Source organism: Georgenia thermotolerans (genome assembly GCF_009193185.1).
GTDB classification, from domain to species: Bacteria; Actinomycetota; Actinomycetes; order Actinomycetales; family Actinomycetaceae; genus Georgenia; species Georgenia thermotolerans.
This window is the reverse complement of the sequence record NZ_VUKF01000015.1, coordinates 50,029-65,691: the sequence shown is the minus strand read 5'-3', so window position 1 is coordinate 65,691 and position 15,663 is coordinate 50,029. Positions and strand designations below refer to the sequence as shown.

General features: G+C 74.7%; 16 protein-coding genes. 9 read left to right on the top strand and 7 right to left on the bottom strand.

Annotation, left to right across the window (positions count from 1 at the left end):
• Window positions 1-138: 138 nt before the first annotated feature.
• Together GD970_RS09030 and GD970_RS09025 are read left to right on the top strand one after the other, a co-directional pair.
• Window positions 139-981, top strand: coding sequence for an SDR family NAD(P)-dependent oxidoreductase (locus GD970_RS09030; protein ID WP_152202559.1), 843 nt, complete (start codon window positions 139-141; stop codon window positions 979-981).
• Window positions 982-1,043: 62 nt separating this feature from the next.
• Window positions 1,044-2,261 carry a pyridoxal phosphate-dependent aminotransferase gene (locus tag GD970_RS09025; protein ID WP_152202558.1) on the top strand — a complete coding sequence of 406 codons (1,218 nt, stop codon included), beginning with the start codon at window positions 1,044-1,046 and terminating at the stop codon, window positions 2,259-2,261.
• Window positions 2,262-2,348: 87 nt separating this feature from the next.
• Here GD970_RS09025 and GD970_RS09020 read toward each other — a convergent pair whose 3' ends face one another.
• Window positions 2,349-3,392 carry an ABC transporter ATP-binding protein gene (locus GD970_RS09020; protein WP_152202557.1) on the bottom strand — a complete coding sequence of 348 codons (1,044 nt, stop codon included), beginning with the start codon at window positions 3,390-3,392 and terminating at the stop codon, window positions 2,349-2,351.
• A gap of 55 nt (window positions 3,393-3,447) precedes the next feature.
• Here GD970_RS09020 and GD970_RS09015 point away from each other — a divergent pair, with 55 nt between their 5' ends.
• Both GD970_RS09015 and GD970_RS09010 read left to right on the top strand, forming a co-directional pair.
• A complete protein-coding gene (locus GD970_RS09015) occupies window positions 3,448-4,116 on the top strand; it encodes an ABC transporter permease (RefSeq protein WP_152202594.1) in 669 nt (222 codons plus the stop codon).
• Between the two features lie 13 nt (window positions 4,117-4,129).
• On the top strand, window positions 4,130-4,843 hold the full coding sequence (locus GD970_RS09010) for an ABC transporter permease (RefSeq protein WP_152202556.1): 714 nt from the start codon (window positions 4,130-4,132) through the stop codon (window positions 4,841-4,843).
• A 20-nt stretch (window positions 4,844-4,863) separates the two neighbouring features.
• Here GD970_RS09010 and GD970_RS09005 read toward each other — a convergent pair whose 3' ends face one another.
• Entirely contained in the window at window positions 4,864-6,747 is a 1,884-nt protein-coding gene (locus tag GD970_RS09005) for an HNH endonuclease signature motif containing protein (protein ID WP_170297242.1), read from the bottom strand.
• A gap of 181 nt (window positions 6,748-6,928) precedes the next feature.
• Here GD970_RS09005 and GD970_RS09000 point away from each other — a divergent pair, with 181 nt between their 5' ends.
• Window positions 6,929-7,942, top strand: coding sequence for a glycine betaine ABC transporter substrate-binding protein (locus tag GD970_RS09000; protein WP_152202554.1), 1,014 nt, complete (start codon window positions 6,929-6,931; stop codon window positions 7,940-7,942).
• A 96-nt stretch (window positions 7,943-8,038) separates the two neighbouring features.
• Here GD970_RS09000 and GD970_RS08995 read toward each other — a convergent pair whose 3' ends face one another.
• Together GD970_RS08995 and GD970_RS08990 are read right to left on the bottom strand one after the other, a co-directional pair.
• Window positions 8,039-8,854, bottom strand: a complete 816-nt coding sequence (locus GD970_RS08995; protein ID WP_152202553.1) for an ABC transporter permease — start codon at window positions 8,852-8,854, stop codon at window positions 8,039-8,041.
• A complete protein-coding gene (locus tag GD970_RS08990) occupies window positions 8,851-9,888 on the bottom strand; it encodes an ATP-binding cassette domain-containing protein (protein ID WP_152202552.1) in 1,038 nt (345 codons plus the stop codon). Before GD970_RS08990 ends, GD970_RS08995 begins: the two co-directional genes overlap by 4 nt.
• 63 nt (window positions 9,889-9,951) lie before the next feature.
• On the opposite strand from GD970_RS08990, the gene GD970_RS08985 reads away from it, so the two are divergent.
• Window positions 9,952-10,950 carry a helix-turn-helix transcriptional regulator gene (locus tag GD970_RS08985; protein WP_152202551.1) on the top strand — a complete coding sequence of 333 codons (999 nt, stop codon included), beginning with the start codon at window positions 9,952-9,954 and terminating at the stop codon, window positions 10,948-10,950.
• On the opposite strand, the gene GD970_RS08980 is transcribed toward GD970_RS08985, so the two are convergent.
• Window positions 10,911-11,519 carry a protein-L-isoaspartate O-methyltransferase family protein gene (locus tag GD970_RS08980; RefSeq protein WP_152202550.1) on the bottom strand — a complete coding sequence of 203 codons (609 nt, stop codon included), beginning with the start codon at window positions 11,517-11,519 and terminating at the stop codon, window positions 10,911-10,913. The genes GD970_RS08985 and GD970_RS08980 overlap by 40 nt on opposite strands.
• Window positions 11,520-11,783: 264 nt before the next feature.
• On the opposite strand from GD970_RS08980, the gene GD970_RS08975 reads away from it, so the two are divergent.
• The 3 genes from GD970_RS08975 to GD970_RS08965 are packed head-to-tail and all read left to right on the top strand — an operon-like array spanning window position 11,784 to window position 14,689.
• Window positions 11,784-12,941 (top strand): calcium:proton antiporter, encoded by a 1,158-nt coding sequence (locus GD970_RS08975; RefSeq protein ID WP_152202549.1) that lies wholly within the window; start codon window positions 11,784-11,786, stop codon window positions 12,939-12,941.
• Between the two features lie 48 nt (window positions 12,942-12,989).
• The gene (locus GD970_RS08970) at window positions 12,990-13,655 is read left to right on the top strand and encodes a histidine phosphatase family protein (protein WP_152202548.1); all 666 of its coding nucleotides are present in this window, start codon (window positions 12,990-12,992) and stop codon (window positions 13,653-13,655) included.
• 17 nt (window positions 13,656-13,672) lie between these two features.
• Window positions 13,673-14,689, top strand: coding sequence for a Gfo/Idh/MocA family protein (locus tag GD970_RS08965; protein WP_152202547.1), 1,017 nt, complete (start codon window positions 13,673-13,675; stop codon window positions 14,687-14,689).
• 29 nt (window positions 14,690-14,718) lie between these two features.
• On the opposite strand, the gene GD970_RS08960 is transcribed toward GD970_RS08965, so the two are convergent.
• Both GD970_RS08960 and GD970_RS08955 read right to left on the bottom strand, forming a co-directional pair.
• Window positions 14,719-15,285 carry a DUF488 domain-containing protein gene (locus GD970_RS08960; RefSeq protein ID WP_152202546.1) on the bottom strand — a complete coding sequence of 189 codons (567 nt, stop codon included), beginning with the start codon at window positions 15,283-15,285 and terminating at the stop codon, window positions 14,719-14,721.
• A gap of 76 nt (window positions 15,286-15,361) precedes the next feature.
• A complete protein-coding gene (locus GD970_RS08955) occupies window positions 15,362-15,649 on the bottom strand; it encodes an antibiotic biosynthesis monooxygenase family protein (RefSeq protein ID WP_152202545.1) in 288 nt (95 codons plus the stop codon).
• Window positions 15,650-15,663 lie beyond the last annotated feature (14 nt).

The window sequence follows — 15,663 nt, the reverse complement described above, 5'->3', positions numbered from 1 at the left end:
GGCCGGGCGGCCGGGGTCTCTTCGTGGGCTCTTCGCCGCAACGGGGCGTCTGTCCTGCTCGCGGTGCGACCCCAGACCTCGCCACCTACCGTGGACGGGCCGGGACGCGCTGCCGCCCATCGCCGTCGAAGGGGAACCATGACCGCCGAGAGCAAGCCGTTCGCCGTCGTCACCGGTGCCTCGCGGGGCATCGGGTTCGAGCTCGCCCGCCAGTTCGCCGAGCACGGCTTCGACCTGCTCGTCTGCGCCGACGACGCCGCCATCGGGGCGGCGGAGGCGGAGATCGGCGCGCTCGGTGCCGGGGTCCGGGCGCTGCCCGTGGACCTGGCCACGCCCGAGGGGGTGGAGCGCGTGGTCGCCGCCGTCGAGGAGGACGGCCGGCCGGTCGACGCGCTCGTCCTCAACGCCGGCATCGGGGTGGGCGGCCCCTTTGCCGAGACGCCGTGGGCGGACGACCGCCAGCTGCTCGAGCTCAACGTCGTCTCCACCGTGCACCTGACCAAGCGGGTGCTGCCGGCGATGGTCGCCCGCGGCGCCGGCCGGGTGCTCTTCACCGGCTCCGTCGCCGGGACGATGCCCGGGCCCTACTACGCCACCTACGCCGCGTCGAAGGCGTTCGTGCTCTCCTTCGCCCAGGCGATCCGGTACGAGGTCAAGGACTCCGGCGTCACGGTGACCACCCTGATGCCGGGGCCGACCGACACCGACTTCTTCACCCGGGCCGACATGGAGGACACCCGCGTGGCGCAGGGGCCCAAGGACGACCCGGCCGAGATCGCCAGGGAGGGCTTCGAGGCGCTCATGGCGGGCAAGGACCGGGTGGTGGCCGGTTCGGCCAAGAACACCGTGCAGGTCACCAGCGCGCGGGTGATGCCCGAGCAGGCGCAGGCGGCGATGCACGCCCGGCAGACCAGGCCGGGCTCCGGGTCCGAGGAGTCCGGCGGGTCCGGCGAGGGCGACGCGGGGGTGCGCCAGGGGTGACCGCCGCGTCCGCCGCTCGGTCGGTCCGCGCCCCCGCGCCCCGCGGCGCGGAGAATCGCCCCATGTCGCACGGGCACTGGAGGGACGTGGCGCACGCGGTGGGCCTGCTGGGCGCCGACGGCGCCGTCTCCTCGACCATCTTCGCGGAGATGTCGGCGCTGGCCACCCGCACCGGCGCGATCAACCTCGGCCAGGGCTTCCCGGACGTGGACGGGCCGGCGCACCTCAAGGACGCGGCCGTGGCGGCGATCGAGGCCGGGCACAACCAGTACCCGCCCGGTCCCGGCATCCCGGCGCTGCTCGACGCCGTCGCCGCGCACCAGCGCCGCCACTACGGCCTCGAGGTGGACCCGCGGACCGAGGTGCTGGTGACGGCCGGGGCCACCGAGGCGATCACCGCCACGATCCTGGCCCTCGCCGGCCCGGGCGACGAGGTCGTCACCCTCGAGCCCTACTACGACTCCTACGCCGCGGCCATCGCGCTGAGCGGCGCCACGCACCGCACGATCGCGCTACGGCCCAGCTCTGAGGGCTTCCGGCTCGACCCCGCCGACGTCGACGCCGCGGTGACCGACCGCACCCGACTCGTCCTCGTGAACTCCCCGCACAACCCCACCGGCACCGTGCTCACGCGTGACGAGCTCGGCGCGATCGCGCGCGCCGCCGTCCGCCACGACGCCCTCGTCGTCACCGACGAGGTCTACGAGCACCTCACCTACGACGGCGTCGAGCACGTCCCGATGGCGACCCTGCCCGGCATGGCCGAGCGCACCGTCACCATCTCCTCGGCGGGGAAGAGCCTGTCCTTCACCGGGTGGAAGGTGGGCTGGCTGCACGCCCGCGCGGACCTGGTCACCGCCGTGCGCACCGTCAAGCAGTTCCTCACCTACGTGGCCTCCGGCCCGTTCCAGCACGCCGTGGCCGTGGGCCTGGCCGACGAGGACGGGCGCACCGGGGAGTACGTGGCCGGTCTCGGGCGGTCGCTCCAGCACCGCCGCGACGTCCTGTGCGAGGCCCTGGTCGCCGCCGGGTTCGCGCCCGTCGCGCCGCGCGGCACGTACTTCGTGGTGGCCGACGGCGCGGGGCTGGGGTATCCGGACGCCGTCGACCTGTGCCGCGACCTGCCTGAGAAGGCCGGGGTGGTCGGCATTCCGGTCAGCGCGTTCTGCACGCCCGGCGGCGCCGTCGCCGAGGAGCTGCGTTCCTGGGTGCGCTTCACGTACGTCAAGCGGGAGGCCACGCTCGCCGACGCGGCGCGCGGCCTGGCCCGGCTGCGGTAGGCGGGCGGCGCTCACCGCTCAGCGAGGCGCGGCTCCGCCCCGGCGTGGCGGACGCGGCTCACCGCTCCGGCTCGGCGGGCGCGAGGCTCACGGCTCGGCCGGCGCCGTCGCCTCCTCCTGGACCGAGCGACGCAAGGCGGCGTGCAGCCCGGCGAGCGTCAGCGTGCCCGCCGGGGCGCCGTCGTCGTCCGCGACCACGACCGTGCCGTCCGGGCTGCTCACGAGGGCGGCGAACGCGTCCTCGAGGCTGTCCCCGAGGCGCAAGGGGCGGGCCGGAGCGGCGCCGGCGGATCGGGAGCCGGCGTCCGCGGCGAGGCCCGCGGGCGGTGTCGCGCCGCCGAGGTCGGCGGGCGTGAGGGTGGTCAGCGACAGGAGCCGCACCGCGCTCGAGGCGCCGATGAACTGGGCGACGAACGGCGATGCCGGCTGGGTCAGCACCCGGATCGGGCTGTCCACCTGCTCGAGCCGGCCGCCCTGGCTGAACACGGCCACCCGGTCGCCCAGGACGACGGCCTCGTCGATGTCGTGGGTGACGAGGAGGACGGTGGTGCCGAGCTCGTCGTGGATGCGGCGGAACTCCTCCTGGAGTGCGCGCCGGCCCTCGGGGTCGACGGCGCCGAACGGCTCGTCCATGAGCATCACCTGCGGGTTCGCCGCGAGGGCCCGGGCGACGCCCACGCGCTGGCGCTGCCCGCCGGAGAGCTCGTGGGGGTAGCGGGGCCCGTGCACGGCCGGGTCCAGGCCCACGAGCAGGAGCAGCTCGGCCACCCGCTCCTGGGTGCGGCGGCGGTCCCATCCGAGCAGGCCCGGGACGGTGGCGATGTTCTGGGCGACGGTGCGGTGGGGGAAGAGGCCGACGTCCTGGATGACGTAGCCGATCCCGCGGCGCAGGAGGACGGGGTCCTCGGTGGCGACGTCCCGCCCGGCGACGAGCACCCGGCCGCCGGTCGGCTCGACGAGCCGGTTGACCATGCGCAGGAGCGTGGACTTGCCCGACCCCGACGGGCCGACGAGGGTGAGGAGCTCGTGCTCGCGGACGTCGAGGTCGAGCCCGCCTACCGCGACCGTGCCGTCGGCGTAGGTCTTGGCGGCGCCCTCGAAGCGGATGAGCGGCTCTGGACTGGACGGCATCCCCCGACGCTACCGGCGTCTGGGGTGCGCATGTAGCGTCACCCCGGTGAGACCGATGTCGACCGCCGCCGCGGCGAACCCGTGGTTCTCGTGGGACTACCTGCAGAACAACTGGTCCGACGTCGCCCAGTACACCGGCCAGCACGTCAGCCTGACGCTCGAGGCCATGCTCTTCGCGGTGCTGATCGCCCTGCCGCTCGCCCTGCTCGCGCACCGCGTCCCCGCGATCGGCACCGCCGCGGTGGCCGGCTCGGCCGTGCTGTACACGGTGCCCTCGCTCGCCCTGTTCGGGCTGCTGGTGCCCTTCACGGGCATCGGCCGGACCACCGTCCTCATCGGACTGACCGGCTACGCCCTGCTCGTCCTGGTGCGCAACGCCATCGTGGGCCTGCAGGGCGTGCCCGCCGAGGTCAGCGACGCCGCGCGGGGCATGGGCTACTCCGCCGGGCGCCGGCTGCTCACCGTCGAGCTGCCGCTGGCCCTGCCCGCGATCATCACCGGGGTGCGCCTGGCGACGGTCTCCACCGTCGCGCTCGTGACGGTCGGCGTGGTGGTCGGCTACGGCGGGCTGGGGCAGCTGATGTACCGCGGGTTCAACTCGGGGTACCGGGCGGAGATCATGACCGCCGCGGTGCTGTGCCTGCTCATCGCGCTGGTGGCGGACCTGCTGCTGCTCGCGATCGGGCGGGCCATCACCCCGTGGGTGCGGCGGAGGCGGGCATGAGGAGGAGACGGTCATGAACGGCGTCCTCGGCGACGCGTTGCGCTACCTCAACGACCCGCTCAGCTGGACGGGGCCGACGGGCATCCTCGCGCTGCTCGCCGACCACCTCTGGATGACCTTCGTCGCGGTGGTGCTCGCCGCCGTCGTCGCGCTGCCGCTGGGCCTGTGGCTGGGCCACACCGGGCGCCGGGGGACGCTGGTGGTCGCCGTCGCGAACCTCACCCGGGCCATCCCGACCCTGGCGCTCCTCTTCGTCTTCACCGCCGGGCTCGGGCTGGGGCAGCTCCCGACCATCCTCGCGGTGGCGATCTTCGCGGTGCCGCCCATCCTGTCGAACTCCTACACCGGTGTGCAGGACGTCTCCCCGGCCGCGCGCGAGGCCGGGGCCGGGATGGGCATGTCGCCGACCCGGCTGCTGACCGCCGTGGAGCTCCCGCTCGCCATGCCCCTGATCGCCGCAGGCCTGCGCACCGCCGTGGTGCAGGTCGTCGCGACGGTCACGCTCGCCTCGCTCGTCGGCGGCGGGGGGCTCGGCCTCATCATCGCCAACGGCATCGCCACCCAGCGGTACGGCCAGGCCCTGGCCGGCGCCCTGCTCGTCGTCGTGGTCTGCCTGGGCCTGGAGGGGTTGCTGGCGCTGGTCCAGCGGATGCTGACGCCGGCGCCCCTGCGGGCCGTGTCCGGCGAGGGGCTCCGCCGGTCCCGGCGCGATGCCGTGGGCGCCTGAGTCACGGGCGGCCCGCCGCCTCAGAAGGGCGGCGGGTCGTCGGGTGGGGCGAGCGGGGTGACGGTGCCGTCCGGGGCGAGGTGGTACCGGTGGCCGGTCGGGGTGGTCCACACGAAGGTGCCGGGCGTCGGCTGGGCGAGCTTGAAGGCGCCGCAGGTCTTGATCAGGTGCTCGCGACCGCAGAGCAGCTCGGTGTTCCAGTCCGCGGTGGGACCGCCCTGCGACCAGGGCATCGTGTGGTCGATCTGGCAGTGGCCGGGCGGGACCTGGCAGGTGGGGGAGACGCAGCCGCGGTCGCGGGCGGCGAGGTGGCGGACGAGGTCCGCGGGCGGGCGGTAGGTGGTGCGCCCGACGTCGAGCACGGCGCCGGAGAGCGGGTCGGTGACGATGCGGCGCCACGTCCCGCCGGCGGCCAGGGCACGGGCGACCGCCGGGGTGATCGGGCCGTAGCCGTCGAGCTCGGCGACCTCGGCGGTGGGCAGGTCGCACGCGGGCACGAGGTCGCTGGTGGTGGCCGGCTCGGGTGCGTTTCCTGGTGGAGGGTCGCTGGGTGAGGCGGTGCCTGGTGCCAGGTCGCGGGGCGGGGTGGTGCCTGGTGCGGTCTCGGGAGGCGGGGCAGCGCCTGGCGGATCACCGCCCGGCGGGGGCGACCCGGTCGTCGCGGCGACAGCGGCGTCGCTCACCGTGGCCCCGACGCCGACGGGCTCGCGGCGCCCGCCTCCGTCGTCGTCGTCCTCGGGAGGCAGAGCCACGGACAGCGGCACGGTGAGCCGGACCTGGATGTGCGCGGGGGACAGCCGCATCGCCGGGCCGGGCCAGCCGGGAAAGGGGTCCGCGGCGCCGGGCGGCGCGGGGTCGTCGGCCGGGGTCGTCGGCGCCGGCCCGGTCGCGCCAGTGGCCGACGCGGGCGCGGCCGAGCCGTCCGGCGGGGTTCCCGCCCAGCCGGTCACCAGGGCGTGCTGGGCGAGCGTGACCAGGGTGTCGAAGCGCAGCTGGTCGGTGGTGCGGGAGTCCCCGGCCCCCTTCGCGGCCCGCGCCCCGGCCTCAGCGGCCAGGTCCAGCGCGATGAGCTCGTGCGCCGGGCCGACCAGGCGCATGGCGGCCTGCCCGTCGGGCAGCGGGGTCAGGCGCTGCACGTGCCGGCGGGCGGAGGCCCGGTGCTGACGGTGGTCGGCGTCGTGGTGGTCGACGGCGATGAGGGCCTTGTTGAGGTCCCGGACGACCTGCGGGTGCGAACGGAACGGGGCCCGGGGAAGGACCTCCTCCTGCACGGCCCAGGCCACCGGTGCCGGCTGGTGATCCAGCGTGGTGATGATCGTGGCGGCCTTGCGCCAGTCGATCAGGCCCGCCTCGAGCGCCTCCGCCGTCGGCGCCATGACGCCGTCGAAGGCTGCGCCGACGGAGATCAGACGGCGGCTCTCGGGGCGGGTGAGGCCCATCCGCATCGACAGCTCCTCGGCCGCGACGTTGACGTCCCTGCGGCTGGTGTCCGGGTCGTACCGCAGGGGGAACATGACGTCCCGGGACGCCAGCTGGGCGGCCGCCTCGGCGGTCCGGGCCGCGGCCCACGCCTCCATCCGGTGGTAGCCGGCGATCACCTCGACGGCGACGTAGTCGTCCACCGACGCGAGGTCGATGCCCTCCAGCACGGCGGCCAGCCGCGGGCCCGGAGGCATCTCGCGCAGGGCGGCGACCGTCTTGCGGTCCGCCCCGGGCGGCCCGTCGACGTGGAACAGCGGCGCGATGTCGCGCGCGAGCGGCTTGAGGTGCGACTGGTCGAGGACCTCGCTGCTGTGAGAGAGGTCGGGGTGCTTGTCGCAGACACCGAGTGAGCAGTGCAGGCAGACCTCGTTGTCTGCCGCGCCGTCCTCGTCGGGCTGGCGATCCCCCGTTGGCTCGTCCATGCGTCCAACATACGTTCGACCACCGACATCCGCTGGAGGCCTGTGGACAGCGCTCCGACCGCGCGGAATCGGAGGCGAAACCTGCCCTTTCGTCCCTGTTGGGTTGCGGATGGGGTCGTCGTCACGGTCGAATGACCTCCGTCGTCGTCGCCGGGTGCGGCGTGCCCCAACGGAGGTTCCCATGCGCAGGACACGCATCATCGCCGCCCTGGCCGCCCTCGCGGCCCTGACGCTCGCCGGCTGCGGCGCGCCGGGATCGTCGGGAGGAGGTGGCAGCGCCGCGCCGTCCGGCTCGGCGTCCGGGTCCTCCACGCTCGCCACCTGCAAGCCCGTGGCCGGCGACCAGCTCGTGGTGCTCGAGGACGACAAGAACCTGCAGACGGTGGACAACATCATCCCGGCCGTCAACGCCGCGGCCGCCCAGCCGGCGATGATCGCGGCACTCGACGCCGTCTCCGCCACGCTCGACACCCCCGCGCTCATCGCCCTCAACAAGAAGGTCGACATCGAGCGCAGCACCTCGAGCCAGGCCGCCCAGCAGTACTACAAGGACGCCGGCATCACGGTCAGCGAGAAGGGATCCGGCAAGGTCGTCGTGGGCGCCGGCAACTTCTCCGAGTCCGCCACCCTCGCCGAGCTGTACGCCCTGGCGCTGCGCGACGCCGGCTACGACGCCGAGGTCCGCACCATCGGCAACCGCGAGACGTACGAGCCGGCGCTGGAGTCCGGCGAGATCACCGTGGTGCCTGAGTATGCCGGCACGCTCACCGAGTTCCTCAACAAGAAGGTCAACGGCCCCGACGCCACCGACAAGAACCCGCAGGCCAGCGCGGACCTCGACAGCACCGTCAAGAACCTCCACACGCTCGGTGAGAAGGTCGGGCTGACCTTCGGTGCGCCGTCGAAGGCGGCGGACGAGAACGCCTTCGCCGTCACCACCGCCTTCGCCAAGGAGCACGACGTCAAGACGCTGAGCGACCTCGCCGGCGCGTGCGGCGGGCTCGTCCTGGGCGGGCCGCCGGAGTGCCCGGACCGGCCGTTCTGCGAGCCCGGCCTCAAGCAGACCTACGGCCTGGACATCACCCAGTTCGTCTCGCTCGACGCCGGTGGGCCCCTGACGAAGCAGGCGCTGACGTCCGGCCAGGTCACCTTCGGCCTCGTCTTCTCCTCCGACGCGGCGCTCGCGCAGGGCTGAGCCGCACGGGAGGCCGGCGGCCGCCAGGCGCCGGGGCGGCCCCCGGGGAGGGGCCCAGCCACCCGGCGCGGCACCTCCCCGGCCCCCCGCCGCCGCTCAGATGCTGTGCCGCATCTGCCGGATGCCCACGATCAGCCCGACGACGGCGGTGAGCGCCGCGGCCAGCGCGCCCTGCCACACGGCCGGGTCGCCGAACGCGCCGTTGAACAGCGCCCGCTCCGCCTCGACCATGTACGTCAGCGGGTTGAAGGCGGAGAGGACCTGCATCCACCGCGGCCCGTTCTCCAGCGGCAGCAGCATCCCCGAGAGCAGCATGAGCGGGAAGAGCAGGCCCTGCTGCACCGTCCAGAACATCCAGTCCCGCTCCCGCGAGGCGATGCCCAGGGCGTAGCTCAGCGCCCCGAGCCCCAGACCGAACACCGCGAGCACCACCAGCCCGGCCACCATCCCGGGCAGCGAGGGCCGGAACCCCCAGAGCGCCGCGATCGCCGTGATGACCACCGCCTGCAGCACGAGCGGGACCATCTCCTTGCACGCCCGGCCCACCAGCAGCGCCGAGCGGGCCACCGGGGCGACGAGCATCCGCTCGTGCGCGCCGCTCTGGATCTCGTAGAGCAGGTTCGACCCCGTCATGGCCGTGCCGAACAGCGCGATCATCACCACGATCCCGGGGATGAACCACTGGAAGGCCTGCCCGATCGGCGCCCCCGTCATGCCGCCGAGCAGCGGGGCGTAGAGGGCGACGAACATCAGCGGCTGCATGAGCGAGAAGACGATGTTGAGCGGGTCGCGCAGCATCGGGTGCATCTCGCGGACGAAGACGCTGCGCGAGTCGCGCAGCAGGCCGGACGGGCGGGGGTCGGCCGCGCCGGGCCCGGACGGGCGGGCGGCGGGCTGGGTCACGGTGGTCATCGGATCGCTCCTGCGGTCTCGGGGGTGGGGACGTCGCTGTCCTGGCCCTCCTCGCGCAGGCTGCGCCCGGTCAGGCCGAGGAAGACGTCGTCGAGGGTGGGCCGGGCGAGCTCCGCGGCGAGCACCCGGTGCCCGGCCGCGTGCAGCCCGGTGATCAGCTCCGGGAGCACCCGGTCCCCGGAGTCCAGGCGGACGACGACGCGGGTGCCGTCCGCCGTCGGGCTCGCCTCGATCTCGGGCTCGGCCACGCCGGTGCGGGCGGCGGCGCGGCGCACGACGGCGTCCGCCCCGTCCCACGGCCCGGCGAGCGTCAGGGTGATGCGGTCGCCGGCGAGGTCCGCCTTGAGCCGCGGCGCGGTGTCGTCGGCGATGATCCGGCCCTGGTCGACCACCATGACCCGCTCGGCGAACTGGTCGGCCTCGTCGAGGTAGTGGGTGGTCAGCAGCAGCGTCATGCCGTAGCGGCGGCGCAGGTCCAGGATGTGCTCCCACAGGTGGGCGCGGGACTGCGGGTCCAGGCCGGTGGAGGGCTCGTCGAGGAAGAGCAGCCGCGGGCCCGGGATGAGCCCGAGCGCGATGTCGACCCGGCGCTTCTGGCCCCCGGAGAGCTGCATGGTCTTGCGGTCCGCGACCTCGCCGAGGTCGAGGGCCTCGACGAGCTCGTTCACCCGCCGCCGCGTCTCGGCCCGGCCCAGCCCGTACAGGGCGCCCTGGCTGGTCAGCTCGTCGCGCACCCGCTGGTACAGGCCCGCGCCGTTCTTCTGGCCGATGTAGCCCAGCCGCGCCCGCACCTGGGCCGACTGGGTCACGACGTCGTAGCCGCACACCGTCGCCGTGCCGCCGGACGGCTCGAGGAGGGTGGTGAGCAGGCGCAGGGAGGTCGACTTCCCGGCGCCGTTGGGGCCGAGGAAGGCGGTCAGCGAGCCTTCCGCGATGTCCATCGTGAGGTCGCGCACCGCCTCGACCCGGGCGCCGCCCGGGCCGCGGAAGTGCTTGCTGAGGTGCCGGGCGCTGATGATCGGTGGAGTCGCCATGCCGACCACGCTAGGAACCCATGCGGTCAGATCCTGTCCGCGATGCGGCGTAGGTTTGCCGGCATGTCCGATCCCACCGCGCGGGCGCTGCGGCTCCTCTCGCTGCTCCAGACCCACCGCTTCTGGTCCGGCCCCGAGCTGGCGACCCGGATGGAGGTCAGCGAGCGGACGCTGCGCCGGGACGTGGACCGGCTGCGCGAGCTCGGCTACCGGGTGGCCGCCCGGCCCGGCGGCGCCGGCGGGTACCAACTCGAGAGCGGCGGGGCGGTGCCCCCGCTGCTCCTCGACGACGACGAGGCGGTGGCCATCGCCGTCGGCCTGCGCACCGCGGCGATCCAGGGCGTCGGCGCGGGCGAGCAGACCTCGCTCAGCGCGCTGGCCAAGCTCGAGCAGGTGCTCCCGCGCCACCTGCGCCGCCGCGTCTCGGCCCTCCAGGAGCACACCATCCCCGCCGTCCGGCCCGGCGCCCGGGTGGCCGCGGACCTGCTCGCCCAGCTCGCCCTGACCTGCCGCGACCACGAGCGGCTGCGCTTCCGCTACACCGACCGCGCCGGGACGGAGACCGCCCGGCACGTCGAGCCGCACGCGCTCGTGCCGTACGGGCGGCGCTGGTACCTCGTCGCCTGGGACGTGAACCGGGCGGACTGGCGCACCTTCCGCATCGACCGCATGAGCGCGCTGCTGCCCACCGGCGTCCGCGTCGCGCCCCGCGACCTGCCTGCCGAGGACGCCGCCGAGTTCGTCCGGGCCGCGCATGGCGCGCTCGCCCGCCGGCACACCGCCGTCGTCCACCTCCGGGCCCCGCTGGAGCAGGTGCGCGCTTACTTCGGGGTCTGGGCGCAGACGGCCACTCAGGGCCCGGACGGCACCGTGGACTGGGAGATCGCCGGCGGGTCGGTGCCCGAGGTGGTCGCCGCGCTGCTGTGGATCCCGCCGGAGTACGAGTGGACGATCACCTGCTCGCCCGAGGTCGCCGGCGCGCTCGCGGCGTTCGGGCAGCGGCTGGGGCAGGCGCTGCCCGCTCAGTCCTCGCCGGTCGCACGCAGCCGGACGAACGAGTAGGTCCCGTAGCGCCGGGTGCGCACGTCGCCGGGGTCGGGGCCGAGGCGGTCGACGACGACGAGGTCGCCGCGCACCGGCACCACCATCCGGCCGGTCTCGCTGAGCTGCTCGATGAGGCGGCGCGGCACACGCCGGGCCTCGGCGGAGACGAGGATGCGGTCGTACGGTCCGTCCTCGGGGCGGCCCAGCCGGCCCGGCTCCGCCTGCTCGATGCGCGCCGGCAGGCCCGCGGCCAGGAGGTTCGCCCGGCCCAGGGTGACGAGCTCGGGCACGATCTCCACCCCGACCACCGCCCCGCTGGGCCCCACCAGCCGGGCGAGCAGCGCCGTCGTCCAGCCGGAGCCGGACCCGACGTCGAGCACCCGGTGCCCGGGCCGGGCGTCGAGCAGCCGGAGCATGACCTCCACGGTGCTCGGCTGGGTGCAGGTGGCGCCGTGGCCGATGCGCAGGGCCTGGTCGGCGTGGGCGAAGCGCTGCTGGGAGGCGGGGAGGAAGTCGCGGCGGTCGACGGCGCGCATCGCCGCGGCGACGCGCGCGGCGGCCGGGTCCTCGCGCCCGCTGCCGCCCATGCGGCCATGGTGGCGCGGGACGAGCGGGCCGGCGCGGCGGGATCCCTGGCCGCCTCCTGGAGCCGAGCCGCGCGCCGCGGGCGGTGACGTGGCTGCGGTCAGATCCGTCACGGATGCGAGGCGGTCAGATCCGTCACCGATCCGGCACGACCCGGCCGCCGTCACGTACCGTGTCGAGCAGCGAGTGACAGAACCTGCGAGCGGGACGCCCCGTTCGTTCGGCACGACACGGGGACGGCCCCGGGAACCAGGATCCGAGCCTCCTTGCCCGCTCTCGTCCGCTCCATCCTCACGCCCGCCGCAGTCTTTCGCCTCGTCCTCGGTTGGGGCGCCGTCGCCGCACTGGCGCTCGCCGGCCCGGTGCTCGCACCGCCCGTACCGGCACCGCTGCTGGTGGCCGCGCTCGTGCTCATCGTCGGGGTCATCCTGGTCTGCGCCTTCGGCGTGGTCCACGAGGCCGAGCACCTCGCCCACCGGCTCGGCGACCCCTACGGCTCCCTCGTGCTCACGCTCTCGATCGTGCTGATCGAGGTGGTGCTCATCGCCGCCGTCATGCTCGGACCCGGCGACCACGTGACCATCGCCCGCGACTCGGTCATGGCCGTGTCGATGATCATCCTGAACCTGGTCATCGGCCTGTGCCTGCTCGTCGGCGGGATCCGGCACGGGAGCCTGCGCCCCAACCGCACCGGCACCTCCGCCTTCCTCGCGATGCTCGTGGTGCTCTGCTCGCTGGCCCTCGCGCTGCCGGCCCTGGTCGGGACCGACGGCGCCTACACGCCGGGGCAGGAGCTCCCCGTCGTCGTGGTGACCCTCGCCCTGTACGCCTTCTTCCTCGTCCGGCAGATGGGCGCGCAGGCCGACGACTTCCGCGAGGTCGACCCGCGCGTCGTCGCCCGCCAGGTCGCGCGCGGCGAGGTGGCCTCGCGGACCGGACGCCCGGGCGTCGTCGGGGTCATCGCCGAGCACCGCTCCGAGCTGATGCTGCGGGCCGGGCTGCTCGTCGCCACGGTCCTGCCCGTCGTTCTGCTCTCCCACGACATGGCGGCGCTGCTCGACGACGGGCTCGGGCGTCTCGGGGCGCCGGTCGCCCTGTCCGGGGTGCTCATCGCCTTGATCGTCTTCCTTCCGGAGTCGATCACGTCGCTGCGCGCCGCGCTGGCGGGGGAGGGGCAGCGCGTGAGCAACCTCTGCCACGGCGCCCTGGTCTCCACCGTCGGCCTGACCATCCCCGCCGTCCTCGTCATCGGCGGCCTGACCGGCCAGACCGTGGTGCTCGCCGAGTCGCCGGCCAACCTGCTGCTCCTCGGCGTCACGCTCCTGCTGTCGGTGACGACGTTCGCCACCACGAAGGTCACCGCGACGCACGGCGCGGCCCACCTCGTGGTCTTCGCCGTCTACGGCATGACCTTGTTCTCCTGAGCCGGCCGGGCCCAGGCCTCGCCGGGGGGCGGATGACAGGATGGCGGCATGCGACTGATCCTCGTCCGACACGGCCAGACCACCTCCAACGTCGGTGGGCTCCTCGACACCGGCGCGCCGGGCGCCGATCTGACCGACCTCGGGCGGCGCCAGGCCGCCGCGCTGCCGGCGGCACTCGCCGACGAGCGGGTGGAGGCGCTGTGGGCCTCCACGCTCGTGCGCACCCAGCAGACGGCGGCCCCGCTCGCCGAGGCGCGCGACCTCGAGGTCGTCGTGCGCGAGGGCATCCGGGAGGTGCGGGCCGGCCACCTCGAGATGCTCGGGGACGACGCCTCCGTGCGCGCCTACCTCGAGGCGGTCTTCGCCTGGCCCGCCGGCGACACCGACGTGCGGGTGCCGGGCGGGGAGAGCGGCGAGGAGTTCCTCGGCCGCTACGACGAGGTCGTCGCCGAGGTCGCCGCCTCGGGCGTGCGGACGGCCGTCCTCGTCAGCCACGGCGCGGCGATCCGCGCGTGGACCTCCGCCCGCACCGACAACCTCCCGGTGGAGTTCGTCGCCGCCAACCCGGTGAGCAACACCGGCGCCATCGTGGTCGAGGGCTCCCCGGCCGAGGGGTGGACGGCGGTCACCTGGGAGGGCCAGGCGCTCGGCGGGCCCGCGCTCGACACCTCGCTCACCGACGGCCCCGCCGGCGAGCCGGTCGACGCGCGCTGACCCGGTAGTTTCGGGGCATGCGCCGCTCCAGACACACCCCATCCCAGACCGTCCGCTGGGGCATCCTCGGCGTCGGCGACGTCACCGAGCGCAAGAGCGGGCCCGGGCTCCAGCGCGCCGAGCGGTCCGAGCTCGTCGCCGTCATGCGCCGCGACGGCGCGAAGGCCGAGGACTACGCCCGGCGGCACGGGGTGCCGCGCTGGTACGACGACGCCGACGCGCTGATCAACGACCCCGACGTCGACGCCGTCTACATCGCCACCCCGCCGGACAGTCACCGCGACCTCACCCTGAAGGTGGCCGCGGCGGGCAAGCCGGTCTACGTCGAGAAGCCGATGGCCCGCACCGCCGCGGAGTGCGAGGAGATGATCGCCGCCTGCGAGCGGGCCGGGGTGCCGCTGTTCGTGGCGTACTACCGCCGCGCCATGCCCCGGTTCGTCACGGTCAAGCGGCTCCTGGACGACGGCGCCATCGGCACGCCCCACGCGGTCAGCGTGCGCACCCAGGGCGTGCCGGGCATGTGGGAGCCCGGCCACCTGCCCTGGCGGGTCCAGCCGGAGGTCTCCGGGGGCGGGCTGTTCGTCGACCTCGGCTCGCACACCCTGGACCTGCTCGACCACCTCCTCGGCCCGATCGGCGCCGTCAGCGGCGCCGCCTTCAACCATGCCGGCCGCTACCCCGCCGAGGACACCGTCGCGGCCGCCTTCGTCTTCACCTCCGGGGTGCAGGGCGTGGGGCTGTGGGCCTTCGACGTCGCGGAGCAGCGCGACGAGGTCGAGATCGTCGGCAGCGCCGGGTCGCTGACCTTCTCCTCCTTCGGCACCGAGCCGCTCGTGCTGCGCACCGCCGACGGCGAGCGCCGCATCGAGGCGCCCTACCCCGAGGTGGTCCAGCAGCCGCTCATCCAGACGGTGGTCGACGAGCTCACCGGGCACGGCACCTGCCCGAGCACGGGCGCGAGTGCGCTGCGCACGGCCCGGTTCGTCGACACCGTGCTCGCCGTCTACCGCGCCGAGCACGGCATCGCGTTCTGATCGCGGCCCGCGTGGGACGGCCGCCGCGCCTACGGCGACGGCGCCTCCTCGCGCGGACGGTCCCAGACGACCTCCTCGGGCCCGGCCAGGCGGGCGCCCGCGGCGACGACGTGGGCCCGGCGGGCGGCGTCGGGCATGAGGTGCCACACCTCGGCGCCGTGGGCGAGGACCGCGACGTCGGAGATGAGCCGGCGGTGGCAGCGCCACCACACCGTCTCCGAGCACATGACGGCCACGCGCCGCTGCGCCGCGTCGGTCAGCAGGTCCCGGAAGGCCGCCCGGAAGTCCTCCGTGCGCGTCCACCCCGCGTAGGCGCGGAACGCGTCGACCTCCCACCAGGTGTCGGGAGAGGGGTCCTCGCGGCGCAGGTGCCGCCGGCCGCCGAGGCGCGGCTCCCACCGGTAGCCGATCCCCGCCGCCGGCAGCCAGGCCTCCAGCGCCTCGCGGCGGACGTCGGGGTTGGTCCGCGAGCCGGGGAAGCGGCGCACGTCGACCACCTCGGCCACGAACGCCGAGCGCAGCAGCGCGGTCAGGGCTGTGCGGTCGAGGCCGCCGTGCCCCACGGTGAGCAGGACTGGCTCGCGAGAGGTCGGCACGGCCTCACCCTAGGCGCCGGTGCCGGGCCGGCAGCCGCGGCGCCACCGGTCGGGGTGGCGCGGGATGACGCAGCGGTCACGCGGAGAACGAGATGACCGACGTCCCCTGGATGACTTCGGGCGGGGAGACACTCAGTTGCGGCACGTTCGTCGCGATGTAGTCGGCGGCCGCCTTGACCGACTCCTGGGTGCCGGAGGCGTCCTGATAGACGCTGACGCTGAAGCCGCCGTCGGCGGTCTTCACGAGGTGGTAGGCGACGAAGCCCGGGACCCCGCGAATCAGCTGCTCGACCTCGTCCGATCGGCGCACCAGCTCGTCGATGAGCTCGGAGGCGCCCTTGTAGTGCCTGATCACGACATCCATGGAGATCTCCCGAT